Annotated in this window: 15 protein-coding genes; 3 read left to right on the top strand and 12 right to left on the bottom strand. The window is 63.1% G+C overall.

Annotated elements, in window-relative coordinates; translation table 11 throughout:
• Nucleotides 1-4: 4 nt before the first annotated feature.
• From B0G69_RS24905 to B0G69_RS24880, 6 genes are all read right to left on the bottom strand, one after another.
• Nucleotides 5-1,174, bottom strand: coding sequence for a polysaccharide biosynthesis/export family protein (locus B0G69_RS24905; protein WP_121321951.1), 1,170 nt, complete (start codon nt 1,172-1,174; stop codon nt 5-7).
• Nucleotides 1,175-1,960: 786 nt separating this feature from the next.
• Nucleotides 1,961-3,292 (bottom strand): aminotransferase class I/II-fold pyridoxal phosphate-dependent enzyme, encoded by a 1,332-nt coding sequence (locus B0G69_RS24900; protein WP_121321949.1) that lies wholly within the window; start codon nt 3,290-3,292, stop codon nt 1,961-1,963.
• A 33-nt stretch (nt 3,293-3,325) separates the two neighbouring features.
• A complete protein-coding gene (locus tag B0G69_RS24895; RefSeq protein ID WP_121321947.1) occupies nt 3,326-4,279 on the bottom strand; it encodes a UDP-3-O-acyl N-acetylglycosamine deacetylase in 954 nt (317 codons plus the stop codon).
• The gene (locus B0G69_RS24890) at nt 4,249-11,901 is read right to left on the bottom strand and encodes a type I polyketide synthase (protein WP_121321945.1); all 7,653 of its coding nucleotides are present in this window, start codon (nt 11,899-11,901) and stop codon (nt 4,249-4,251) included. Before B0G69_RS24890 ends, B0G69_RS24895 begins: the two co-directional genes overlap by 31 nt.
• A gap of 2 nt (nt 11,902-11,903) precedes the next feature.
• Nucleotides 11,904-13,331: an LTA synthase family protein gene (locus B0G69_RS24885; RefSeq protein WP_121323864.1), complete on the bottom strand. Its 1,428-nt coding sequence runs from the start codon at nt 13,329-13,331 to the stop codon at nt 11,904-11,906.
• A gap of 106 nt (nt 13,332-13,437) precedes the next feature.
• On the bottom strand, nt 13,438-14,223 hold the full coding sequence (locus tag B0G69_RS24880) for an SDR family NAD(P)-dependent oxidoreductase (RefSeq protein ID WP_121321942.1): 786 nt from the start codon (nt 14,221-14,223) through the stop codon (nt 13,438-13,440).
• 44 nt (nt 14,224-14,267) lie between these two features.
• Between B0G69_RS24880 and B0G69_RS40715 the strand changes: the two genes are divergently transcribed.
• The gene (locus B0G69_RS40715; protein WP_147440766.1) at nt 14,268-14,687 is read left to right on the top strand and encodes a hypothetical protein; all 420 of its coding nucleotides are present in this window, start codon (nt 14,268-14,270) and stop codon (nt 14,685-14,687) included.
• A gap of 384 nt (nt 14,688-15,071) precedes the next feature.
• Here the strand turns inward: B0G69_RS40715 and B0G69_RS24875 are convergent, their stop codons facing one another.
• The 6 genes from B0G69_RS24875 to B0G69_RS24850 form a co-directional block, all read right to left on the bottom strand.
• Nucleotides 15,072-15,422 (bottom strand): hypothetical protein, encoded by a 351-nt coding sequence (locus B0G69_RS24875; RefSeq protein ID WP_121321940.1) that lies wholly within the window; start codon nt 15,420-15,422, stop codon nt 15,072-15,074.
• Nucleotides 15,423-15,846: 424 nt separating this feature from the next.
• Nucleotides 15,847-16,179 carry a cytochrome o ubiquinol oxidase subunit IV gene (gene cyoD / locus B0G69_RS24870; RefSeq protein ID WP_121321938.1) on the bottom strand — a complete coding sequence of 111 codons (333 nt, stop codon included), beginning with the start codon at nt 16,177-16,179 and terminating at the stop codon, nt 15,847-15,849.
• Complete coding sequence (cyoC, locus tag B0G69_RS24865; RefSeq protein ID WP_121321936.1) at nt 16,180-16,797, bottom strand: cytochrome o ubiquinol oxidase subunit III; 618 nt, start codon at nt 16,795-16,797, stop codon at nt 16,180-16,182.
• Entirely contained in the window at nt 16,797-18,782 is a 1,986-nt protein-coding gene (gene cyoB, locus B0G69_RS24860) for a cytochrome o ubiquinol oxidase subunit I (protein WP_121321934.1), read from the bottom strand. The genes cyoC and cyoB overlap by 1 nt, the downstream gene beginning before the upstream one ends.
• Nucleotides 18,783-18,784: 2 nt before the next feature.
• Entirely contained in the window at nt 18,785-19,678 is an 894-nt protein-coding gene (gene cyoA, locus B0G69_RS24855; protein WP_121321932.1) for a ubiquinol oxidase subunit II, read from the bottom strand.
• A gap of 369 nt (nt 19,679-20,047) precedes the next feature.
• Nucleotides 20,048-21,604: an NADH-quinone oxidoreductase subunit M gene (locus tag B0G69_RS24850; RefSeq protein ID WP_121323863.1), complete on the bottom strand. Its 1,557-nt coding sequence runs from the start codon at nt 21,602-21,604 to the stop codon at nt 20,048-20,050.
• 688 nt (nt 21,605-22,292) lie between these two features.
• Between B0G69_RS24850 and B0G69_RS24845 the strand changes: the two genes are divergently transcribed.
• Together B0G69_RS24845 and B0G69_RS24840 are read left to right on the top strand one after the other, a co-directional pair.
• Entirely contained in the window at nt 22,293-23,036 is a 744-nt protein-coding gene (locus B0G69_RS24845) for an ABC transporter ATP-binding protein (protein ID WP_121321930.1), read from the top strand.
• On the top strand, nt 23,026-25,596 hold the full coding sequence (locus B0G69_RS24840; protein WP_121321928.1) for an ABC transporter permease: 2,571 nt from the start codon (nt 23,026-23,028) through the stop codon (nt 25,594-25,596). The genes B0G69_RS24845 and B0G69_RS24840 overlap by 11 nt, the downstream gene beginning before the upstream one ends.
• The last annotated feature ends 179 nt before the right edge of the window (nt 25,597-25,775 follow it).

Raw genomic sequence — 25,775 nt, 5'->3', positions numbered from 1 at the left:
CCCGTTACTGAAGGTCATGAGTAAACGTCACGGTCGGATCGGCCACCATCACGACATACGTCAGAAACTTGCGGAATTCTGCCCCCGGCGAGTTCGATACATACACCACGTCATGATTCTGGATCGGGAAATTCTGCGTGACGAAAAACGCCGCAGGATCGCGCAAGTTGATCTCATACACGACCGGCACTTTGCCGTTGCTCGCCTTGACTGAAGCATCAGTCTGATCCACCAGTTTTGCGTCTTCGAAGCGGAATACGAAGATAGCGCGTGCATCTGCGCGACTGTCGTTGAGACCACCCGAGCGAGCGAGCGCCTGCGCGAGAGAAATCCCCTGCGCCTCAAACGGAATTTCGTCATTCTTGCCCGTCGCGCCGAGCACCGAGAACGTGTGCGGCTGGAACAGCGCCGTCACCACATCGCCCGGCTTGAGGATCACATTCTGCTGCGGATCACGAATCACGGAGTCGAGCGCCATCGTCGCTGTCGTGTCGCCACGCGAAAGCTGTACTGCCATGTGGCTAACCGGCTGTTTCAGACCACCCGCATAGGCAATCGCATCGAGCAGACGTTCACCTTTCGGGGTGATCGGCATCATCGTGCTTGTATTTACTTCACCAACGATAGTGACGTTCGATGCATTGTTCTTGGTCACGCCGACGAGCACCTGCGGCTGATTCGCCTTGCCTTTTAGATGGCTGACGATGCTGGACTCTATCTGTTCACTGGTACGGCCGGCCACGTTCACCCGGCCCGCGAACGGAATGGCGATAGTGCCGTCCGACGCCACCATTTGCGCTGGCAGCGTGACACTATTGGATGCGCCTGCACCAATCGACGGCAATGAGATTGGCGACATCGATCCGAACAACATTGCAGGAGGGGCTTCCCAGATCGTTACTTCGATCACGTCGCCGGGCCCGATCACGTAATTATTGGCCGTCTTGCTTGAGAAAGAGTCGGAGAAGCGGTCAAGCTGCTTTCCGGCGGCCAGCTTTCGTGCGATTGAATCATTTACGTCGACAATCTGGATGCCTTCAACGCGGCCAGCGTCACTCTGCTCCTGAATTTGCTGGCGGCTCGGCCCCGACGTCGGCAGCCACCCTGGAAACGTCCCACACCCCGAAAGCGTTAGCACAGCGGGAAGACAAAGTGCCAAAAGATTTTTCTTCATGAACCGTGAATTCTGGATCTGACGCAGACCTCCCGTCGGACTTGCCGCAAAACACACAACGCATGACTGCAATCAGCCAGCGGTTTGCGCTACGCAAGGCCACGCGGTCGAGCGCGCCGTATAAAAATCATTCCGGAGTATTGCCGAGTAGTTGGTAAATCATGGAATTAATCCACAGCCACGCTGCTCCCGACAATTCAGCAGTCGTGCTTCGCACGTCCGCTGAACGCTCCTGCAATTGTTGTTTCTATTCCGCAAACAGGTCGAATGGATATTGAAATCCTCCACCGGACTTATTTCAAGCGGTTGGCAACGGCCACCCGTTTTTTGGACGCGCCGCATACGTTCACTTCTTTTGCTCCAACCAGGCTAATGCTTATGGTCGACTTTCCATCGCGGCCCCCACCGAGCGTCAATGTCCCGCTTTGTAGCTTTCGTCTCCAAACCCCGCCGACTGCATCAATGAAAATCAGCTTGGACCGCGTGCATTCTAGCCGGATTTCAATGCGTAAAACCTCATTTTCCTCGATCTGTTGAAAATTGAATTGCGTCGATTTTCCAAGCGGACACAGACGCTGCACGGCAACACGCCCAGTTCAACACAACGGCACGGAATTCCTGAAAACCAGGAACAGATTTGATTGCCCTAACGCACTTGGTCGGCGACTGTCTCGACACTGACAACAAAGAGCCAAACCTCGTCCATTTACGCCCAACTAATCCATGATCTACATCGCTGTTGGGTTGCATCCTTGAGCAGGCATCGGCGAAGCAATCCGCACAACGTCATCGCCCCGCCAACCGCGCCACCGCCCCCACCGTCCGACTAATCTGCTCCGCCTCATGCGTCGAACAGATAAAAAACCGTAACCGCGCCGCTTTCTCCTCAACTGCCGGATAAAAAATCGGCTGCACGTTAATGCCTTCCTCGAACAACGCGTTTGCCCACTGCGCGGCCTTCAACGAGCTGCCGGTAATCACCGGCACGACCGCGTAGCCCGCGCTCGTGCCGACATTGAGTCCGGCCGCACGCGCTTCGGCAAGAAACTGGTGCCCGCGTTCTCGCAACCGCGCAACCCGCTCAGGTTGCGCGATCAGTGCTTCAAGCGCCGCAAGCGACGCTTCCGCCAAAGCCGGCGCAAGCCCGACGCTATATAAAAACCCCGGCGCCAGATGACGCAGCATGTCGGCGAGCGGCTGACAACCCGCGATAAAACCACCACATCCCGCCAGCGTCTTGCTCATCGTGCCCATCCACAGATCGACGCGATCCGGGGCCACGCCGCACTGCTCGCGAATACCCCGCCCCGTCGCGCCAAGCACGCCGAGCGAATGCGCTTCATCGACCAGCAAAAACGCGCCGTGCCGCTCCTTAACCTCGCAAAAACGTTCGAGATCGGGGAAATCGCCGTCCATGCTGTACAGCCCTTCGATCGCGATCAGCACGTGACGATACTCGCGACGCACCCGCGTCAGCAGTTCGTCGAGCGCCTGCCAATCGTTGTGCGCAAAACTCAGACGCTTCGCACCACTCAGTTGCGCGCCCTGCACGATACTGTTGTGCGCGAGTGCGTCGTGAACGATCAGATCGCCGGGCCCGAACAGCGCACCGATCACGGTCACGTTGGTCGCATGTCCGCTCACGAACGCGACGCAATCGTCGGTTTCGTAAAACGCCGCAAGCGCGCGTTCGAGTTCGCGGTGCACGGGTCGTTCGCCCGCGACGATGCGGCTCGCCGATGCCGACGTGCCATACCGGTCGATGGCGGCCTTCGCACGCGACGCGATAACGGGATCGCCCGCGAACCCGAGATAGCTGTAGTTCGCGAAGTTCACATACTCGCGGCCGCCTATTTGTGTCGTCGCGCCCGCAATACCGTCATGTACCCGAAAAAACGGCGACTCGACTCGCAGCGTCTCGCCCATTTCGCGCATCAGCTTGACTTGCTGATACTGCGGCATTGCTTCAAAGCGGCTGCGTGCGGAAAGCGTCTGCGCAGCCTGTGCCGCCTGCGCATCGGGCACGCCAGGCGCGTCGATCGCATCCGTAGCACGCTCCAGCTGGCGCTTCAGCGCCTTCGCTGCCAACTGCTGCCGTAGTGTTTCTCCGAGTCCCATGTAATTCGATCGAGCCTATATGTGTGGCGCGGCTTACGCGTGCGCCTCGACCCACTCGTACGCGCCGGGTGTTCCCAGCAACGCGGCGAGCAGCCGGTAGTTCATTTCATGTGTCGGCCGCCGTGCGCTCACGTGGCCCAGCAACGGCGCCCCCGCGAGCGCGAGATCGCCGACCAGATCCAGCACGCGATGCCGGACGAACTCGTCAGGCTGACGCAGTCCGCCGACCACCCGCTTACCCACGATCGCCGCCGTGCATGACAGGCGTGCGCCGCGCAGAATCGGCCAGCCGCGCAGATAACCGACCACGATCGCGGGCACCGCCCATTTGATCTGCCCATACGAGCGCGACGACGCGATTTCGTCGGCGAAAGCGCGCGGCGTGAGCACGCCGTGCCACTCCATGTCGCCGAAACCTTTGAGGTCGTTGTTATGCACGCTGAGCGCATAGTGGTCGGCAGGCTCGACACGCATCTCGCGGCGCGCCTCACCTTCGCCGTCGGCGACGCCCACACTTTTCAGAACGCGCAAAAACAGCTTGGGTTGCCGCATCGCGGTGCGACCGCACGCGCGAATCGCGTCGATCCACGGTTGCGCGCTGCCGTCGAGAATCGGTATCTCTTCGGCGTCGAGCTCGACGATCGCATGGTCGATCTCGCAGGCAAGCAGCGACGCAAGCAGATGCTCGACCGTGCGCACGCCGAGCCCGTCGCTCGCGCGCAGCATCGTGCACAGCGGCTGGCCCCGTCGCCGCGACGGATGCGCGGCGACGGTACCAAGCTCGCGGCCGCCCTTCAAACGCCGGAACACGATCCCATGCCGCTCGCCCGCAACCCGCGCCGACTCAGCCGGAAGAATGCGCACGTTCACGCGCCGCCCGGTATGCAGGCCATGCCCCGACAGTTCGAGCGGCCGCGCGAGCGTGCCTTCGCTCGCCTGCCAGCCCGCGGGAAGCTTTACTCCGCAAACGCCGGCGTCGACTGACATGACTCGTCTCCCTGTTGATCTTGAGTGTGGGCGGCGTTGCCGCGATTGCGTTCGAGCAGCGCGCGCGCCTCGTCTTCGCCGAGCGCATGGCGCGCAGCCAAGGCCGCGACCTCGTCGCTCGCAGCGTTCGCGGTAGCCTGAGCGCCGTTGCCAGCGCTCTCATCGAGCATGTCGACGATCCGCACGGCAAGCGTATGCACGGTGGCGCCTTCGGCGATCGCCATGATCGACAGCTTCACGCCGAACGACTCCTCGACCGCCATGCCGAGTTCCATGCCCATCAGCGAATCCATGCCGAGCTCGAGCACCGAGCAGTCAAGTGCGACGCGCTCCGGCGACATGTGCAGGATGCGCGCGATGTGGCCGCGCAACGCGGTTTCCACCAGCGCGACCGCTTCGGTCTCGGGCAACCCGCGCAACTGTTCGAGCAAGGCGCCGTCTTCGTTCGTCGCTTCGGTGGCGCCCCCACCTTGCAGCGCCATGTAGCGGCGCGCCTGCGCCGCAGGCATGCCCCGCGAGATCGCCGCCCAATCCAGACGCACCACGGCCTCACCGGCCGCACGGCTCGCGAGCACGCGTTCGAGCGCCGTCATCGCTTCGTCGGAGGTGATCGAAGCACCGCCGATGCGCGCCTGCAACGCTTCACGCGTCGCGCTGTTGCGCGCAAGGAAGCCCACGTCCTCGATCGGCCCCCATGCCATGAAGGTCGCAGGCAGCCCGGCCCCGCGCCGATGCGCGACGAGCGCTTCGAGGAAGCTATTGGCCGCCACGTACGCGCCCTGGCCCGGATTGCCGAGACAGGTCGTGGCCGACGAATACAGCACGAAGAAGTCGAGCGCGCAGCGGCGCGTCGCGCGGTGCAGATTCCATGCGCCTGCAACCTTCGGTTCGAGCACGGCGAGCATGCGCGCGTCGTCGAGGTTGCGCAGCAGGCCGTCGTCGATGCGCATCGCCGAGTGCAGCACGCCTTTGAGCGGCGTGCCGCGTGCCTCGATGGTGTCGACCAGACGATCGAGCGCTGCCGGATCGGTCACGTCGCACGACACCACACTCACGCTCACGCCGTGCGCGGCTTGCAAGTGCTCGAGCTCCTGCTGCTTCGCGGCGTCGAGCGCGCCGCCGCGGCTGGCGAGCGTCAGATGCCGCGCGCCGCGCGCGATCATCCAGCGCGCGCTTGCGTAACCGAGACCGCCCGTGCCGCCGACGATCAGATACGCCGCCCGCGGATCGAGGCTCAGCGCGGGCTGCGCGACGCCGCGCGTGGGCGCGGGCGTGCCCGACGCATAGGTGACGAGTACCTTGCCGATCTGGCGCGCCTGCTGCATGTAGCGGAACGCCTCTTCCGCTCGCGCGGCCGGGAACGCGCGATACGGCAGCGGGTGCAGCACGCCGCTCACGAACAGCGCCATCACTTCCTCGAAGAGGCGCGTGGTCAGTTCGGGCAGCACACCCATCAACTGGTCGGCGTCGATGCCGAAATAGCTGATGTTGTTGCGGAACGGCCGCAGGCCGATCTGGCTGTTCTCGTAGAAGTCGCGCTTACCGAGTTCGAGGAAGCGGCCGAACGGACGCAGCGTATCGATGCCGCGCACCATCGCCTCACCCGCGAGCGAGTTGAGCACGATGTCGACGCCCTCGCCGTTGGTACAGGCTCGCACGTCGTCGGCGAACGCGAGGCTGCGCGAGTCGAATACGCGATCGACGCCGAGCAGGCGCACGAACTCGCGCTTCTCGTCGGCACCGGCGGTGGCGAACACCTCCGCGCCGAGATGGCGGGCAATCTGGATCGCCGCGATGCCCACACCACCCGCACCGCCGTGAATCAGCACCCGCTCGCCACGCCGTAGCCGCGCGAGCTCACACAGCGCGTAGTACGCGGTGAAGAACGTGGTGGGAATCGTCGCTGCCGCTTCGAAGGAAATCGCTTCGGGCTTGCGCGCGATCGCGCTCGCCCGCGTCACCACGTGCGTGGCGAACGAAGCCGGCGCGAAGCCGAGCACCGCGTCGCCGGGCGCCCAGCCTTCGACGCCCGCGCCGACCCGCACGATGCGGCCGGACAGTTCCATGCCGATCGTCGCGCCCGCGAAGCCGGTCTCGACCGCCTCGTCGGAGAGCAGGCCCATCGAGTACATGACGTCGCGGAAGTTCAGACCGGTGGCCATCGGCGCGATCTCGACTTCGTCAGCATTCAATTCGCGCGCCGGCAACGCGAACCATTGGAGGTTGCGCAGCGAGCCGGGCATGTCGAACGCCAACACGGCGGGCGCCGGGTCGGCTACTTGTTGCGCGCTGGCTTGATCGCGGGAAGTCAGCCGTTCCGCCGTTTGCGCCGGCAGCATGCGCGGCACATAACGACCCTGCGCGGTGAGCAGCACCTCTTCCTCGCCGTCGTCGTGCGTAAGCGCGTGCGCCAGTTGCGAGACGGCTTCGCTATCCGCGCTCGCCACGTCGATCAAGCGCAGCGCAAGCGACGGATATTCATTTGCCATCACGCGGCCGAGCCCCCACAGGCTCGCCTGCTCCGGCTGCGCCGCGGCGGCCGTGCCTTGCACGAACGGCGCGCCGCCACGTGTGACCACGCACAGGCGCACCTGCGCTGCCACACCGGCTGCGTCCAGTTCGCGCGCGAGCGTGGCGAGCGCGAGCGCGCCGCCGTGTTGCGCGTGCATCACGTCGGCGCCGCTGGCGTCGTCGAGCTGCGTGAGCGGTGCGACGAACACGATCTGCGCTTGCGTGTTGCTGCGTTCGAACCCTGCAACCGCTTCGCGCACGCTCGTCGCTTCGACCTGACAGCCATGACGCGCAAGTTCTTGCGCGAGCGCGGAGCCGAGCGCGTCGCTGCCGGTCTGCACGATCAGCCAGGGCTGTTGCGCGGCCGAACCGGGTTGCGGCTGCCGCACAGCGGCGGCCTTGCGCGCGACCATCAGCGTCGGCACACCCTCGAGATCGAGACCCTGCTCCGTGTGACGCACGACGTTCTGCAGACCAGCGTGCTCGCAAAGCGACTGCCACGCGGCCGGCGCGAGCGCGCCGTAAGTCTCAGCGGACAGCTCGTGACCCGCCGCGCCGAACACGATGTCGGCGAAACGGCTACGGTGCGAGTCGGCGAGTACGACCATGCCGGCCGGCGCGAGCCGTTCGACGATTGCTTGCAGTGTGGCAAGCGGATCGATCTGTTCGCCGAGCATGCGATTGACCACGATCACGTCGAACGGCGCGGCGTCGCGGCAATGGGCGAACAGCGCTTCGTTTTCGCCGAGCACCAGCGTCTGCACGAGGGCGTGCGCTTCCGCGTCGAGCGCGGCGAGCTGCTGGTGCGTGCCCGCGAGCACATGCTCGCATTGCGACGCCGGCATGCCGAGATCGAGCGGCTGCAGCACTTCACCACTCGTCGCGCCGATTTCCAGCACGCGCAGGCGGCGGTTGCGCGGCCACGCTGCCAGCGCCTCCTTCGCGCACGCAGCGAGCATCGCGCGGGCATGCGACCACGTCGGCGACGCGTCGAAAAACTGCTCGACGAGACTGCGCCCCGTCGGCGACAGCAGCGGCCGCGCAGCGGCATCGGATGCTCCGTCGCGCAGCAGGCGCGGCAACGCCGCCCCGACGTGTGCAAGCAGCGTGAGTTCAGCGACGTGCGCCGGCGAACTCGCCAGCACGTCGCGCCACAGCGCGTCGAGCGCGGGCATCGCCGCGCACGCCGCGTCGTCACGCACCAGGCGCTCGCCCTCGAAACGGGCGAAACCGTCTTCCACGACGATCTGCGTCATCCGCGCGAGCATTGGCGCATCGGTGAGCGCGGACAGCGTGGGCTGCGCGAACGCGCCGATCGCATCGAGCGCGTTCAGCGCGTATAGGCCCGCGAGCACGTCCAGCAACGGCAGTGTTTCGGTCAAATGACGCGTCCGTTGCGCGCTGTCCTCGGACGCAGCGAGACGCGCGTTCGCGCGTTCGACGAGCGCCGCCGGCGCGGGCAGCGCTGCGGCTGTAAAGCACTCGGGCAGCGGGCGCGCTTCGAGCGCGTAGGTAAAGCGCGCCGGAGCGGCATGGCGTCGGCCCGTCAGGTCGACACGGCGGAACCGGCAGGCGGAAAGACGCGCGACGATCGCATTGTCGGCGTCGAGGAATTCGAACGACGCGACGATCGAATGCGGGCTGCGGCGCTGCACGCGTGCTAGCACACGGCGCACCGAGTCGCCGCGCAGATAGTCGACGCGGCCGATCTGGACCGGCACGAAGGCTGCGCGCGCGTCGCCGGACGCGACACCGGCCTGACCGAGCACGGCGAAGAGCGGATGAAAACCACTGTCCATCAGCGCGGGATGCAACAGCCAGCCGTCCAGTGTCGACGCGCCGCCAAGCGCTTGCGGCGCGTCCAGATCGGCGAGCGCGTCGTCGCCTTGCACCTGGACGTTGCTCACCCAGCGGAATGCCGGACCGTAGCTCAAACCGATCGCGGTCGTATTTGCGTAGAGGGCATCGCCAGCCGTCGCGGGGCGCGCTTCGAGGCGCGCCAGCACCGACTCGTCGGCCGCGCTCTGCGCGTCTAGCGTATTGCCGCTTTCAAGCAGGCGCCCCGTCACATTGAGATTCCATGGCCCGTCGCTCATGCGCTCTCGCGTCTCGATCGTAAACGACGCCGTGCGCGCGTCGATCACGAAGCGGAACAGCTTCGCGTGCTGCGGCTGGAACACCACCGGCATGCGGATCTCGAGGTTCTCGAGCGCGACGTCAGGGGTGCGGAAGAACACGCGCGCCGCGGCCAGCGCCATTTCCACATAGCCCGCGCCCGGGAACGCCACGCCGCCATCGACCACGTGATCGGCGAGCATCGGCACGCGTTGCGGATCGAGCTGGTTTTCCCACGCGAACGCATGCTCGTGCAGACGGTAGCCGAGCAGCGGATGATCGACGTGGCGATTCACGAGGTTGTAGCCCTCGACGGTGGCCGTCTGCCAGTAGCGTTCGCGCTGCCACGGATAGGTCGGCAGCGCCGCGTGCAAGCCCTGCGACGCCACCGGCACGAAGCGGTCGAGATCGACACGCGCGCCGTGCGCGACCGCCGATAGCGCCGAATGCTCGAGCATCTGCGCACTGTCGTGATGACGCTTGAGCGTGGGCACGACTGCGCCCGCGAGATTGAGACTTGCGAGAGTCTGCTTGACGTAATGGCGCAGAATCGAGTGCGGCGCGATTTCAATGAACATGCGCACGCCCGTCTCGGCAAGACGCGTGAGCGCTTCTCCAAAACGCACCGGCTCGCGGATGTTGCGCCACCAGTAGCCTGCGTCGAGCGCAGTGCCGGAAAGCGTGTCGCCGGTGACGGTCGAGACGTAGCGCTTCGTGCCTTCGCGCGGCGCCAGATCGGCGAGCCCGGCGCGCACCACCGGCTCGATCGCGTCCATGCGGCTGCTGTGGAACGCGTAATCGAGGTCGAGCAACTGGAAGAAGCTGCCGTTCGCGACCAGCGCCGCGCCGATCGCTTCGAGCCCCGCGAGCGAGCCCGCGAGCGTGACGGCTTCGGGGCTGTTGGTGCCGGCCAGTTCGACCGACGCCGCGAGACCGAGGCGTGCAATCAAGTCCCGCGCCTCGGCTTCGCCAATGCCCACGGCGGCCATCCTGCCGGTACCGCGCGTCAGGCCCTGCGCGCTGCTGCGAATGCGGATCACGCGCACGGCTTCGGCCACCGTCAGCGCGCCCGATGCCCACGCGGCCGCGATTTCACCGACGCTATGACCGACCGCGGCATCGAATTCGATGCCGCGCGCTTCGAGTGTGCGCGTGATACCGACCTGGATCGCGAACAACAACGGCTGCGCATTTTCCGTCGCCGCAAGCCATTCGGCGCTCGCGCCAGCGCACAGCACGTCGACTAGCGACTCGCTGCCGTCGGCGCGCCAGAGCGCGTCGACTTCGTCGAGCGCCGCGCGGAACCCGGCGTCTTCCGCGTAGAGTTGCTTGCCCATGCCGGCCCACTGGCAGCCGTTGCCAGCATAGACAAAAGCCACCTTGGTGCCGGTCGCCACGGCCTGGCCGCGTGCGACGTAAGCCGGCAGCACCTGTTCGGACGAGTCCGCGAGCATTTGCAGTGCCGCGCAGCCCGCTTGCAGATCCGGCGGCGCAATGACCACGCGCTGATCGAACCATTCGCGGCGCCGCGCGGCGCTAGCTGCGAGCGCGCTCCAATCGGCGCCATTCTGCAGGCGCGCGTGGTAGCGCGCCGCGAGTGCGGCAAGCGCAGCCTGCGAACGCGCGGTGAGTACGAGCGGCGCCAGTGCCTCGTCCATGGCCGGCGCGCTGGTCGCGACAGGCACCGCGGGCGCGGCTGCGTGCGCCATCTCCGCGAGCACGACGTGAGCATTGGTGCCGCCGAAGCCGAACGAATTGACGCCGATCGTCAGCGGCGCGCCATCGCGGCGCGACAGCGGCGTGAAGCGGTCGACGACACGCAGGCGGCCGCCTTCGAAATCGATCGCGGGATTGGGCGTTTCGAAATGCAGCGAGCGCGGCACCGCGCCGTGCTTCAGGCAGAGGATCGCCTTGAAGAGGCCGGCCATCCCCGAGGCGGTTTCGAGGTGCCCGAGGTTGGTCTTGACCGAGCCGATCAGCAGCGGATCGTCGGCCGGGCGACCGGCCGCGACCGCTTCGATCAGCGCGCGCGCCTCAATCGGGTCGCCGACCGCGGTACCCGTGCCGTGGGCTTCCAGATAGGCAAGCGAACGTGGATCGACGCCCGCGCGGCGGTAGATCGATCGCAGCAGTTCGGCCTGCATGGCCGTCGTCGGCACACTGATGCCGCCATGCGAGTGACCGTTGGAGTTCACGCCCGAACCCGCAATGACAGCGTGAATGGTGTCGCCGTCGGCGAGCGCGCGTTCGAGCGGCTTGAGCAGGACGAAAGCACCACCCTCGGCGCGCACATAGCCGTCGCCGGTCGCATCGAATGCGCGGCAGCGCCCGCGCGGCGACAGCATTGACGCCTTCGAAAAGCTCACGAAGCCGAACGGATGGAGCAGCAGATTGACGCCGCCCGCGAGCGCCATTTCGGTCTCGCCCGACTGCAGTGCCTGCACGGCCTGATGCAGCGCGACGATCGACGACGAGCAGGCGGTGTCCACCGACATGCTCGGTCCGCGCAGATCGAACAAATAGGACACGCGATTGGAGGCAATGCTGAGCGTGTTGCCCGTGGCCGAGTACGGATCGATCCAGTTCAGGTCGTCCATGCTGCGGTTGCCGTAGTCCATACTCGCGGCGCCGACGTACACGCCACAGTCGCGGCCACGCATTTCGGCCGGACGCACGCCGGCGTCCTCGAACGCTTCCCACGCGAGTTCGAGCAGCAGGCGCTGCTGCGGGTCCATCTGGGTTGCCTCGCGCGGCGAAACGCCGAAGAACGCGGCATCGAAACCAGCCACGTCATCAAGCACGCCCGCCGAGAACGTGTAGCTTTTGCCCGGCTCTTTTTTGGACGGGTGCTGGTAGAACCCCGTGCCGAATCGATCGGCTGGCACGGCGGTCACTGCGTCGCGCTCATCGCACAGCAGTTGCCAGAAGTCTTCGGGCCCAGTTACTCCGCCGGGAAAGCGACATGCCATCCCAATAATCGCAATTTTTCTTTCCATCATCATGCCGGCATCTGCTGCAACTTGTTTCGCGAATCGGTATCGACACGGTCTGCGTGCGTCATCGCGCGCTGTATCGTGGAACCTAGGGTCTCGACGCCGACGTCTCGACGCGTGCCGAGGTCGTTCCCGAAATTGCGCCAAATAAAGTAGTCACTGCGAGTCGGTTCCGTTTCGAGCGCATCGAATACGGAAGACATGGCAGGAACGTGATCACCATAAAAACACAGGACTGTCGGCCGCTTGCGCTCGCGCAGATAAGCGGTCAACCTGCCGATCATCGCGTCCGCGTTCTCCACATGCCGAAGGTAGGCGGTCAGATCGCGCCAGCGCACGTCGTCTCCCAGTGTGTGCCGCGATGCGGCTTCTCCTGGGGAGACCGTCTCCAGATGCAAAGGGCCGTGATTCTCCATCGTGATCGCAAACGCAAACACGGGTTTGTCATCACTGGCCTGCAGCAGCGCAATGAGCTTGTCCGCGACCGGAAGATCGCCGACGTATGGCCCCACACGAGACGCACCGTCGAAATGCTCGATGTCCAGAAAACTGTCGAAATGCATGTGGGCGAATGCCCGGCGACGGCCGAAGAAGTTCGCGTAGTACGGGTGCACGGCCACCGTGCGATAGCCGCCGCGGCTGAAATAGCCCGCCAGTGACGCGCACGCCCGGCGCACGAACATATACGGATAAAAGCGCGCGTAACCGAGCTCGGGTGACGTCAAGCCGGTGAGCATCGCGAATTCGCTGCGCATTGTATTTGCGCCCCAGGCCGGCACCGCCAACTCGCCTTGCTCGAACGACTCGCGTCTGGCGCAATCGAAATGCTCATAGGGCGCGCCAGACACGTATTTGCCGAGCCGGCGCGCGTCGAAATACGACTCGCTCTGAACGACGATGACGTCTGGCTGAACATCCGGACGACCGAACGAAAACGGGCTGGTAGCCGTGGCGCGAGTAAAGGCGCGCTGTTGCGCACTGCTCATCCCGTTGATCAGATAGGCGGCGAACGCGGCGAAAAACCCGCATCGGCACTGATCCGAATAGGGCTGCAGCGTGAGCGTCAAGCGACGGGCAAGCGCGATGCACATCGGCAGGCAAATCAACATAACGACGGTCGCGGCAGCTCTGTGCCCTAGTGCAGCGGGCTTTTCGGCAATGAACGCCGCCACCGCTGCCATGATGCCGACAAGCAAGATGGCAAGCTTGCCGGCACCGAGAAACGGCAAATACAGGCGAGGATGCGAGAAGACCTGGCTGAACAGGCTCAGGTCGCTGAAGACTAGCGGTTCGCGCAGTGACGCGTACTTGGCGTTACCGACGACCGCGAGCACGCCAATCAACACCTGCGCGACGCCCGCCGAAAACAACGGCCGCCCCGTCAACGCGAAGCAACCTGCCGTCACGACAGCGAGCGCCGCCAGGTGCAGCATCAGCGCAACTGGCGGTCGACGAAGCGACGATCGCGTGACAGCGATCGCTTCAACGGCAAAGGAGCATGCGACCAGCGCGGCCGCGACTATGAAATCGGGCAACACTTCACATATTCCGACGAGGGATCTGAAACAGGAGACCAAGGATTGCGTCGGCGACGGTCGCTGGCAACAGGCGCAGCAACTTGAGACCGAACGTAAAACTGAAGGGAAAAGCGATTTCCGCGCGGCGGCGGCTCAGGCGCGTCTTGATATACGACGCGGCTTTTTCGGCGCTCCACATGAAGGGTTTGTTGCCAGGAAAAACGTCGCTCATCGCAGTTCGCACGAAACCGGGCATCACGACCGAAATGCCGATATGGTTGCGTGCGAGAACGGGACGCACGGAATCACAGTACGCGACGAGCGCGGCCTTGCTCACGCAATAGGCCGGAGAGATTGCCATCCCTCTCAAGCCGGCGAGCGAGCTGACAATCGCAATCTGGCCGCGCTGCCGCTTGCGCATGCACTCGATGGCAGGCAGCACCGCGTGCAAGGTACCGTAGAGATTGGTGTCGACGACTTCGGCAGTACGAGCGGCGCCTTCCCAGTCATCAGTTGAGCGGAGCGTGCTGGCGACGCCGGCATTGGCGATCAGCAAATCGATCGGGTGTTGCGCGTCGAACTCGAAGATCCACGCCTGGAGCGCAGCCGCATCACGAACATCCATGGTGCCGATTACGATTTCCGCGCCGCGCGCGCGACACTCGTCAGCAACGGCCTCGAGACGTTCGGCATTTCTTCCGATTAAGCCCAGCGTGATACCAGGCGCGCAATACCTTAAGGCCAGCGCGCGACCGAGTCCTGCACTGGCGCCAGTGACAACGACCACACGCGACCCATTTGCGCTCACTCGCCCCTCGATTTCAAGCGATGTTCTTTTTGCATGATCTGTAAATGAAATATCCGTTTTTTGCGGCCGCCGCGCCGAGGATAAACGTGCGGATTGACATTGAAAAAAGATGCGAGAGCAGATCGCCTGACGCTACCGCTAACATCGATTCGCTGATCAAAAGTTTTGAAGCAGTAAAGCAAAGGCTTGCAGCGTCGGCTCCTTCGTCGTCTCGGCTTGAGATGGGAACGAAAATGAAGCGCAACCCCGGCTGTGCCGGGCCAACAGACACCCTGAAAGAGGCGAGATGGCAAGCTGGTAGCGCGCCGGGCGCAATCATACAACAGGAGAATTCTTTCCTGCCATTACAATTGACAATCTTTCGAAAAATCGCGCGTTTGCAACAGATACGAATTGCCAACTGTTACAGCACAAATCACGGCTGTTGCCTTGATGAACGGGCTTTTCCACCGTCGCGCCACTAGTCAAACCGCATACACCTCAACGATCCAGCTTCGAGGGCAGACTCATTCGCAACCCTTTTCTATTGCAAATCATTTGATTATCTGGAAGAGCCGCAAAGATTATCGTCGATGTAATGCCCAATATTTTTGGCCCAAACGTTTGCGCGATCCGATTCACCCGCGACGATGGAAAAATATTTCAATCCTCGATTTTTACCGGCAGACCGATGGGTTACCTGTTCGCGCATCACGATTTCTTCGTGTCGGCAACGCGATGCGGTCACGCCCACAGAAGTAACGAGTTCAACAATCAATATGGCATCAATATGGCGCTCAAGCTGATACCGAGACGCATTCCTCTTTCGACACAAATCTCCTCGTCGACATCAGCAGTAGGGACCCTCACTAAACTAGCGATAGCAGCCCACTGTAATTGCGCATGGCCATTGCGATCAACGTCGCGGACAACGCCGGCAGGACCACGTCCAATACTTTGTACGCATCCCAGTGCCATGGAAACCAGCCGATCGACCAGGTATACGCATGTGTCTCGAAATCAAGCGATTCTTCGACATTCAGGGTTTCGAGCTCACACTCGAGCTTCTTGCGTGACCAATACCAGACGATCACGGCAAGCGCTCCAATTCGAAAGTTGAACAAAAGCCCGATCGGCAGCTGAACCAGCAATCCCTCGAGGCAGTGAGACAGCGACATGCGCCACCTTGCCGCCGCGAACCAGTCAAGCAGAGCAGTCATTGGAGTTCCTCCTTGTACCAACATCCCGCGGTTCCAAATTTCCCTGGCGTCAGTGTAGCCGCGATGCTGACCTCCCTGCCTACTCTTTACTCCACTGCTAGCAGCCGAGCCCGAACTGTCGTTGCCGCCCGCCCCCGATCGGCTTGCCTCGATGCGAGCGTGAATCTCTTTAGCTGCGCGCGTCTCCCATGCGAAAGACAGTCGCCCACCATCAATGCGGCGCCGCCGGGACGCGATCACATCCGCCTGACTCGCGCGCGCGACCAGCGCGAGGATCCGCTCCTCGAGCGGGTCGAGCGATTTCCAGCTAACGTTTGCGTTTCGATCCGGCAATAGGTACTGCTGTCTAATTCGCTTCCAACGAAAAAGCCCCGCAAGACTTCCGTCTTGCGGGGCTTTCCTTCACGCCGAAGCGTTCTACAACTTACCGCGACATCATGTTCATGCTGACGTTATGCATGACCCACAACGTCCCGCCAATCACAATGACAGCGGTCAACGCAGTAAAAGCAAACGCCGTCACATTCCAGCGCTGCTCCGACGACGTATTCATGTGCAGGAAGAACACCAGGTGCACGACGATCTGCACGAGCGCGAGGGCCGCGATCGCGAACAGCGCGTTCTGGCCCGTCAACGTCCCCGTCATCACGAGGCCGAACGCCGCGACAGTCAGAATGACGGACAGCACGAAGCCCGTCATATAGCTGCCGAAGCTGCCGTGGCTTCCACCCGAGTGTGCGTTATGGCTATGGTCCATTTAGATCACGCTCGCAAGATAGACAAAGGTGAAGACGCCGATCCACACGACGTCCAGAAAGTGCCAGAAAAGGCTCAGGCACGTCAGACGGATCATGTCGCGTTCGGTCAGGTCGCGGTGACCCAGCACCTGGACGGCAAGCACGACCATCCAGATCAGGCCGAACGTGACGTGCAGACCGTGCGTGCCGACCAGCGTGAAGAACGACGACAGGAACGCGCTGCGGCTCGGACCCGCGCCTTCGGCGATCAGGTGCGAGAACTCGCGCATTTCCAGCACGAGAAACGCGAGGCCCAACAGGAACGTCACGCCGAGCCAGAAAAGCAATGCGCCCTTGCGGTTCTTGTGCGCGCCCAGCATCGCGAAACCGTACGTGATACTGCTCAGCAGCAGCATCGTCGTTTCCAGCGCCACGCCCGGAATCTCGAACAGATCCTTACCGGTCGGGCCGCCGGCGAACTGGTGGCCCATCACCGCGAACACTGCGAACAGCGACGCGAAGATGATGCAGTCGGTCATCAGGTACAGCCAGAAGCCAAATACCGAATGCGACGGCGGGTGATCGGCGTGATGCGCATCGTGGTGATGCGAGTCAGCCGTAAGCGTGTTGTTTGACATCAATCCACCTCCAACGCGACCGGCGCACCGGCACCGGAGCGTTTCTCTTCAATCGCCGCGACCGTGGCGGCCGGAATGTAAAAGCCTTCGTTCTTCTGCCAGCTGTAGACGATCACAGTAGCGATCGAGCCGACCAGACCGACAATGGCAAGCCACCAGATGTGCCACACAGCGGCAAAACCCAGCACCAGCGAGAACACGGCCACGACCAGACCCGCGGACGTGTTCGACGGCATGTGAATGTCGCGATACACCGGCTTGGGCTGATCCTTGCGCAACTTCATTTCAGCGAATGCATCCAGCTCACGCACGTCCGGAATGATCGCGAAGTTGTACGACGCCGGCGGCGAGCTCGTTGCCCATTCCAGCGTGTGAGCGTCCCACGGATCGCCCGTGACGTCGCGGTTTTGCGGAAGGTTGCGATCGCGCAGGCTGACCACCAGCTGTACCACCTGGCAAGCGATACCGATTGCGATCAGAACCGCACCGACCCACGCGAACATCAGCCACGGATGCCAATCCGGATTGTCGTAGTGATTCAGACGACGCGTCATGCCCATGAAGCCCAGCACGTACAGCGGCGTGAACGCAACCCAGAAACCGATCTGCCAGAACCAGAACGATGCCTTGCCCCACGCCTCATTCAGCTTGAAGCCGAACGCCTTCGGGAACCAGTAGTTGAAACCGGCCAGGTAGCCGAACAGCACGCCACCGATAATCACGTTGTGGAAGTGAGCGATCAGGAACAGGCTGTTGTGCAATACGAAGTCCGCGCCCGGAATCGCCATCATCACGCCGGTCATACCGCCGATCGTAAAGGTGACCATGAAGCCGAGGGTCCACAGAATCGGCGTCGTGAATTGCAGACGGCCCTTGTAGATCGTGAACAGCCAGTTGAACACTTTCACGCCGGTCGGAATGGCAATGACCATCGTCGCGATACCGAAGAACGCGTTGACGTCGGCGCCCGAGCCCATCGTGAAGAAGTGGTGCAGCCACACGAGGAACGACAGCACCATGATCGCGCAGGTCGCCCACACCATCGTCTTGTAGCCGAACAGCGGCTTCTTCGCGAAGGTCGCCACGACTTCCGAGAAAATACCGAACGCCGGCAGGATCAGGATGTACACCTCAGGGTGACCCCATGCCCAGATCAGGTTCAGGTACATCATCGCGTTGCCGCCGGCATCGTTCGTGAAGAAGTGCATGCCGAGGTAACGGTCCAGACCGAGCAGCGCGAGCGTGACGGTCAGGATCGGGAACGCCGCCATGATCAGCACGTTCGTGCACAGCGCGGTCCACGTGAACACCGGCATCTTCATGAACGTCATGCCCGGCGCGCGCATCTTCACGATAGTCACGAAGAAGTTCACCCCCGTCAGCAAGGTGCCGATACCGGAGAGCTGCAGACTCCACAGGTAATAGTCGACCCCGACACCTGGACTGAACTGCAATTCGGACAGTGGAGGATAAGCCAGCCAGCCCGTTTGCGCGAATTCACCGATCACCAGCGAGATGTTGATCAGGATCACGCTGATCGCAGTCATCCAGAAGCTCAACGAGTTGAGGAACGGGAACGCGACATCGCGGGCACCGATCTGCAACGGCACGATGATGTTCATCAGGCCGACCATGAAGGCCATCGCCACGAAGAAAATCATGATGACGCCGTGCGCGGTAAAAACCTGGTCGTAATGGTGCGGCGGCAGGAAGCCTGGCGCGTTATACGACAGCGCTAGCTGGGTACGCATCATGATCGCGTCCGCGAAGCCGCGCAACAGCATGATGAGCGCAACCACGATGTACATCACGCCCAGCTTCTTGTGGTCGACCGACGTGAGCCATTCGGTCCACAGGTAGCGCCACTTGCCAAAATAGGTGATCAGACCCAGAACCAGCGCACCGCCGATGGCAATCCCGGCCGCCGTCACCATGATGATCGGCTCGTGGTACGGGATCGAGTCTAGTGAGAGTTTTCCGAACATGCTTATCCCTTCGGCCCGCAGTTGGCGTCCTTCATGTTGTCCATGACGTTACCGTTGTTGTATCGGGCAATGATGTTGTGAAAGAGCTTCGGATCGACGGACGAGAAGTAGCGCACCGGGTCCTTCTCGCTCGGCGCCGATACCGTGTGGTAGCGGTCCATGCTGAGGTTATCCGACGACGCGCGCACTTTCGCAACCCATGCGTTGAACTCTTCCGGCGACTTGGCGAGCGTACGGAACTTCATGTCCGAGAAGCCCTTGCCGCTGAAGTTGGCCGCGGTACCGGCATAGTCGCCGGCTTCGTCCGCGATCAGATGCAGGCGCGTTTGCATGCCTGCCATCGCGTAGATCTGGCCACCGAGCTGCGGGATGAAGAACGAGTTCATCACCGTATCGGAGGTGATCACGAAGTTCACCGGCGTGCCGACCGGGATCGCGAGTTGGTTCACCGACGCGATACCGAGGTCGGGATAAATGAACAGCCACTTCCAGTCGAGCGCGACGACTTCGACGTTGATCGGCTTGACCTGCGACTCGAGCGGACGGTACGGATCGAGCTCATGCGTGCTCTTCCACGTCAACACGGCCAGGAACAGAATGATCAGCGTCGGAATCGTCCAGACGGCGATTTCGATACCTGTTGAGTGAACCCACTTCGGACGGTATTCAGCGCTGCTATTCGACGCGCGATAACGCCACGCGAACAGCAGCGTGAGGAAGATCACCGGGACGACGACAATAAGCATGGCCCAGGTGGACATCGCGATCAGATCACGTTCCGCCAGTCCCACACTCCCCTTCGGATTCAGGATATCGAGGTTGCTGCAACCCGAGAGCAACAACACGAGGCTGGCGGAAAGGAAACTTAACGACCCTCGTAGAGTCTTTCCTTTCATATCGTTTGCCTCTCTTTTACGACTTCAACGAACGTCATTCGACCGCTCTCCATTAATAAGCGCTCGCATAATAGGGGCGCGTCGATCGGCGATAAACCCTCGATTTCGCAACGATCTATTGCGTCGCACCACAGTGCGACACGTTGCCGCACACCTGTGTGCAAGCGGGGGTTGCAATGCTCTACTGCAAAGCACTGAAAAGTTGACCCATCACAAAAACTCCCCTGCAAATGGCCCTGAAAACGTAGTGCGGCCCGAATGGCCGCTCCGCGCGAGAGGTGCACCGGGGATTTCTGCGAGGCGTGAAGCTGCATATGCGAAGCAGCATCCGCGATTGCGCATGCTGCAACCGCACCACACCTCTTGACATCAGCCCGGCGTGCGGACCGCGGTTGCAACCGGCGCCGGGGCTGCGGCTTGGAGATGCTCGCCACCGTCAGGCGCGGCGTCGTCCGCGGGATGAGCCGAGCGCTCCGACTGAGCGAGCAGCGTGCCGACCGACGGATCGATCGCATCGGTGAACGGCTTCGGGTACAGGCCGATGGCCAGCACCAGCACGGCCATCGCGCCGAGCAGCACGAACTCGCGATTGCCGAGGTCCTTCAGTTTCGCGACGCGCGCGTTGGCGATCGCGCCGAAGATCACGCGCTTGTACATCCACAGCGTGTAGGCGGCGCTAAGCACGAGCGTCGAAGCGGCGATTGCACCGATCCAGAAGTTGAAGCGGATCGCGCCCATCAGCACCATGAATTCGCCGACGAAACCCGACGTGCCCGGCAAACCGATGTTGGCCATCGAGAACAGCATCACGAACGCGGCAAAGCGCGGCATGGTGTTGGCGACGCCGCCGTACTCGGCGATCGACGCGGTCTTCGTGCGGTCGTAGAGCATGCCTGTGCACAGCAGCATCGCGCCGGACACCACGCCGTACGACAGCATCTGCACGATCGCGCCGGCCTGGCCGATGCGGTTGAACACGAACAGGCCGAGCGTCACGAGACCCATGTGCGCAATCGTCGAATAGGCGAGCAGGCGGCGCATGTCGGTTTGTACGAGCGCCAGCAGGCTCGAGTAGATCACCGCGATCAGCGACAGCGTGATCATCATCGGCGCGAAGAAGTGGCTCGCCTGCGGCGCGATCGGCAGCGCGAAACGCAGCAAGCCATAGCCGCCCAGCTTCAGCATGCCGATCATCACTGCGGCGCCGGTCGGGCCGTCAAGGTGGACGTCGGGCAGCCACGTATGCACCGGCCACATCGGCACCTTCACACCGAAGGCGGCGAGGAAGCCGAGGAAGATCAGCATCTGCGGCACCGTGCCGAGTTGCGTTTCACGCCACAGCGCGAGGTCGAAGCTGTGCGTCTGGCTGTACAGGTAGAGCATCGACATCAGCATCATCAGCGAGCCGAGGAACGACACGAAGAAGAACTTCACCGCGGCGTACGAGCGGTTCGAATGCCCCCACGTGCCGATCAGCAGATACAGCGGAATCAGCGTCGCTTCGAACGAGATGAAGAACAGCATGCCGTCCATCGCCGTGAAGACACCCTGCATGAAGCCCGACAGCATCAGGAACGCGCCGAAGTACTGCGCGGTCCGCTCGGTAATCGACTCCCACGACGCCACCACGATGATGATCGTCGTGAGCGCGGTCAGCGCGACGAGCCAAAGCGAAATCCCATCCACGCCCACATGCCAGGCGATATCGAACGTCGGCGACCAGCGGGCGTTCTCGACGAACTGCATCGACGTGACGTCGTTGCGAAAATTCGCGACCAGCGGAATCACCGGCAGGAAGCCTGCGACCGCGCCAGCGAGTGCGAGCCAACGAGTGCGACTACGTGCCGCGTCAGATCCGGCACGCAAAACGACGAGCCCGGCGACAATAGGGATCCAGATGAGAAGGCTAAGAAGAGGCGATGGCATGTGTTCTGTCAAAAACTTGAAGTACAAAACGCCGCATCAACGCCTTCAAAACAGAAAGCATTGACATGGATATGTAAGCTGGATTTCGCTGAAATTGACGTGGAAGCGGTGGCGTCCGCTACACGTTTACCCGCAGCCGAATGACCAAGGGTGGGAGATTACCAAGATAAGAAAACTTTTGCAGCGCAACAATGCTGCAATGCCCTCGGAAATAGATTATTGCCCCACAAGCGCTTGCGAAACGCATAGAAATGTGCACCTGCACAAGCTCGCGCGAACCCAAAGTAAGGGGCGGATTTTATACACAGAAGGTAACAAATTGACAGCAGATTAGCCGCTCTTGCAGAATCGATTCTGAGGGCGGCTCAGGCTGGAACGGATCGTGCTCCTTTTCGGCGCCCGCCGGGCGCCGATTTCGGGCCTTCCGCAAAAATTTCTCCGCGTTTACGAACAAAAAAATTTTCGCTCCGGCACTGTACATCGGCGTCACACTTCATCTGAAAAAGGTGCCTGAATCGAGGCGACGGATTATGTCTGCGCTCGGCCCCGAGCGATGCATCCCGCCTGCGCATAACTTACAGATGCCGAATATACTTCGGCGGTCTGCAGGCGGATCAGCATCCGACGGCGCATACCCAGCTCCCTGCCCGGACACCGCCCTTCGCCCGTCAAACTCTTCGGATCCCGCATGGCGTTTCGTGACGAAGTCGTTCCCGCACTCGAATGCCGCGGGCTGAGCAAGCAGTACGGCACGGGCCGCATCGTCCTCGCACGCCTCGACTTCACACTCGAACCCGCAGAATTCGTCGCGATCATGGGCGACTCCGGGGTGGGAAAATCGACGCTGCTCAATCTGATCGCGGGACTCGACAGCGCGGATAGCGGCGACGTCATCATCGACGGCACGCCTGTCGCGCGGCTGGACGACAACGCGGCGACCCGTCTGCGCCGGCAAAAACTCGGCTTCGTGTTCCAGGCCTTTCACGTGCTGCCGCATCTGACGCTCGCGCAGAACGTCGCACTGCCGCTGCTGCTCAACGAGCTTCCTACTGCCGGCGCGCTCGACATGCTGGCGGCGGTCGGCCTGCACGGCCGCGGCGACGATTTTCCGCGGCAGCTCTCTGGCGGCGAGCTGCAGCGCGTGGCGATTGCGCGGGCACTCGTACATCGTCCGAAGCTGATTCTCGCCGATGAACCAACGGGCAATCTCGACCCCCACACCGCGCACGAGGTGCTCGGGCTGTTCCGCGCGCAAAGCAAGGCGACCGGCGCGGCCACGATCATGGTGACGCACTCGGAAGCCGCGGCGGCGGTGGCCGACCGCATCCTGATTCTGAGCGACGGCGGCCTGCACGCGCCCTCGGCCGGGCACGCGCTTTTCGGCCACGCTTTCTCGCACGAATCCGCGCGTTCTGCCGACGATGCGCGCTGATTTCCGCCCCCCGCTGCGCACGCGGGGACACCGCGTTCTCGCACGCTGGCTGCTGGGCGCCGAATGGCGCAGTCATCGCGGACGCGCGCTGGTTGCCGTCGCGGCGATCGCGCTCGGTGTCGCGCTCGGTTACGCGGTGCAACTGATTAACAGTGCGGCCTTCAACGAATTCTCGGCGGCGGCCCGCAGCCTTTCGGGCGAAGCGGATCTGCAAGTGCGTGGCGCGCAGCCTTTCTTCGATGAGTCGCTCTACCCGCGCCTGTCGAACGAAACCGGAGTCGCGCTAGCGAGCCCGGTGCTCGCCCTCGATGTCAGCGTACCCGGTCAGAGTACGTCGTTGCAGGTGCTCGGCACCGACGTCTTCAAGGCGAGCAGGATCGCGCCCGATCTGACCGGCGTGCCGTCGCCGGACCGCCCGTTCGATACGCTCGCGTCCGATACCGTGTTCCTCTCGTCGGCCGCTCAGCAATGGCTGCACGTCAAAACCGGCGACGACGTGGCGCTGCAAAGCGGTACATCGATCGTGCATTTTCGCGTCGCGGGCGGCCTCGTGAGGACCCGCCCGGGTCAGCGGATCGCGGTGATGGACATCGCCGCCGCGCAGTGGAAGTTCGGCAAGGTGGGCAAGCTGTCGCGCGTCGACGTGCAACTCGAGCGCGGCGTCGATCGACAACGCTTCAAGCGTGATCTGCAGGCGCGGCTTGGTAACCGGTGGGTGGTCGCCGAAGCCCGCGACGCCGAAAGCCGCACCGATCGCCTGTCGCGCGCCTACCGGATCAACATGAATATGCTCGCGCTGGTGGCGCTCTTCACCGGCGCTTTCCTCGTATTTTCAACGCAGGCGCTGGGCGTCGTGCGGCGTCGCGCGCAGTTCGCCATGCTACGCGTGCTCGGACTGACGCGCGCTCAACTGTTGCGGCAGATCCTGCTGGAAGGCGCGCTGCTGGGACTGCTGGGTTCGCTGTCGGGGCTCGCGCTGGGTTATGCGATGGCACGCGGCGCGCTGCATTTTTTCGGCAGTGATCTCGGTGGCGGCTACTTTCCCGGCGTGCAGCCGCAGGTCGGTTTCGAACCGTTGGCCAGCGCGTTGTTTCTCATCCTCGGCATCGCGGTGTCGGTATTAGGCAGCCTCGCGCCCGCGCTGGAGGCGGCGCGCGCGCGGCCGGCGGCGGCGCTCAAGGCAGGCGCGGAGGAAGGCGCGTTGGCCCGGCTCGCCACGCCATGGCCTGCGCTGCTGTGCCTCCTGGCCGCTGCGTTTCTTACGCAATTGCCGCCATGGTTCGATGCGCCGATTGGCGGCTATGTGGCCGTCGCGCTGCTACTGGTCGGCGGGATCGCGCTGATGCCGCGCGTCACCGGGCTGATATTCGGCGCGGCGGCCCGCGCGTATGCGGGACGCCGCCGCGCAGGCGCAGCGAGCACGCTCGCGCTGGCGCGCCTCGCGAATGCGCCGGGCCACGCGTCGATCGCCATGGGCGGCGTGTTGTCGAGCTTCGCGCTGATCGTCGCGATGGCGATCATGGTGGCGAGCTTTCGCGTGTCCGTCGAAGACTGGCTGGTTCATCTGCTTTCCGCCGATCTCTACGTGCGAGTGGCGCGGAACGGCGACACCGGCGGGTTACGCCCCGACGAGCAGAAGCTGCTCGCGAACGTGTCCGGCATCAGGCGCGCCGCGTTTGCCCGCACCTCGCGTCTCACACTCGATCCGGCGCGCCCGGACGTCGCCGTACTCGCGCGCGAAATCGACGCCGCGGAGCCTGGCGCGAATCTGCAGATGACCGGCGCGATATTGCCGCCCTCCGAATTGCGCAGCGGCGAAACACCTGTTTGGGTATCCGAAGCAATGGTTGATCTCTATGGGTACAGACTCGGTCAGCGTGTGAAGTTGCCGCTCGGCGGCGGCGGCCACGTGTTCGTCGTCGCGGGCGTATGGCGCGATTACGTGCGGCAGAGCGGCGCGATCCAGATACGGCTTGCCGACTACCGGCGTCTCACCGAGGATACGGGCGCGACCGATGTTGCCGTTACCGTTCAACCGGGAGTGCGCGTTGACAGCGTGATGGCCGGACTGCGCGCATTGCCCTTCGGCGCGTCGCTGGACCTGTCGCAACCGGGCGAGATTCGCGCGCGTACGCTGGTGATCTTCGATCGGAGTTTTGCGGTCACGTATCTGCTCGAAGCGGTCGCTATCGTGATCGGCCTGTTCGGCGTTGCGGCGACGTTTTCTGCGCAGGCGCTCGCACGGGCCCGTGAGTTCGGCATGCTGCGGCACGTCGGCGTGACACGCGCGCAGATTCTCGCGATCCTCGCGCTCGAAAGCGGCATGCTCACAGTTTGCGGCATCGCGATGGGCTTCGTGCTCGGCTTCGCGATCAGCCTGATTCTCGTGTTCGTTGTCAATCCGCAGTCGTTTCATTGGAGCATGTCGCTCCATGTGCCGTGGGCGGCACTGGGGACGGTCGCGCTAGTCATGCTGGCTTCGTCATGCTCGACGGCGGTGATCGCGGGACGCAGCGCGGTGTCGGTGGATGCGGTGCGCGCGGTGAAGGAGGATTGGTGATGCGGGAGTTGGCGAGTGATTCAGTGCCGGATCTGGTGCGGGATCCGGCGTGTGGGGCGATGCCGGAGGCGGCTACCTGCTTTGATGTAGCCGGAGGGTCCTGCTTCACGTCGCACAGAATTGTGTCTCGAATTATGCCCTGGATTGCGCTCGCCGCACGGGATGTGTCCGCATCTCAT

This window comes from Paraburkholderia sp. RAU2J, from assembly GCF_003634845.1.
GTDB lineage: Bacteria > Pseudomonadota > Gammaproteobacteria > Burkholderiales > Burkholderiaceae > Paraburkholderia > Paraburkholderia fynbosensis.
This window is presented reverse-complemented; position numbering and strand designations above follow the sequence as displayed.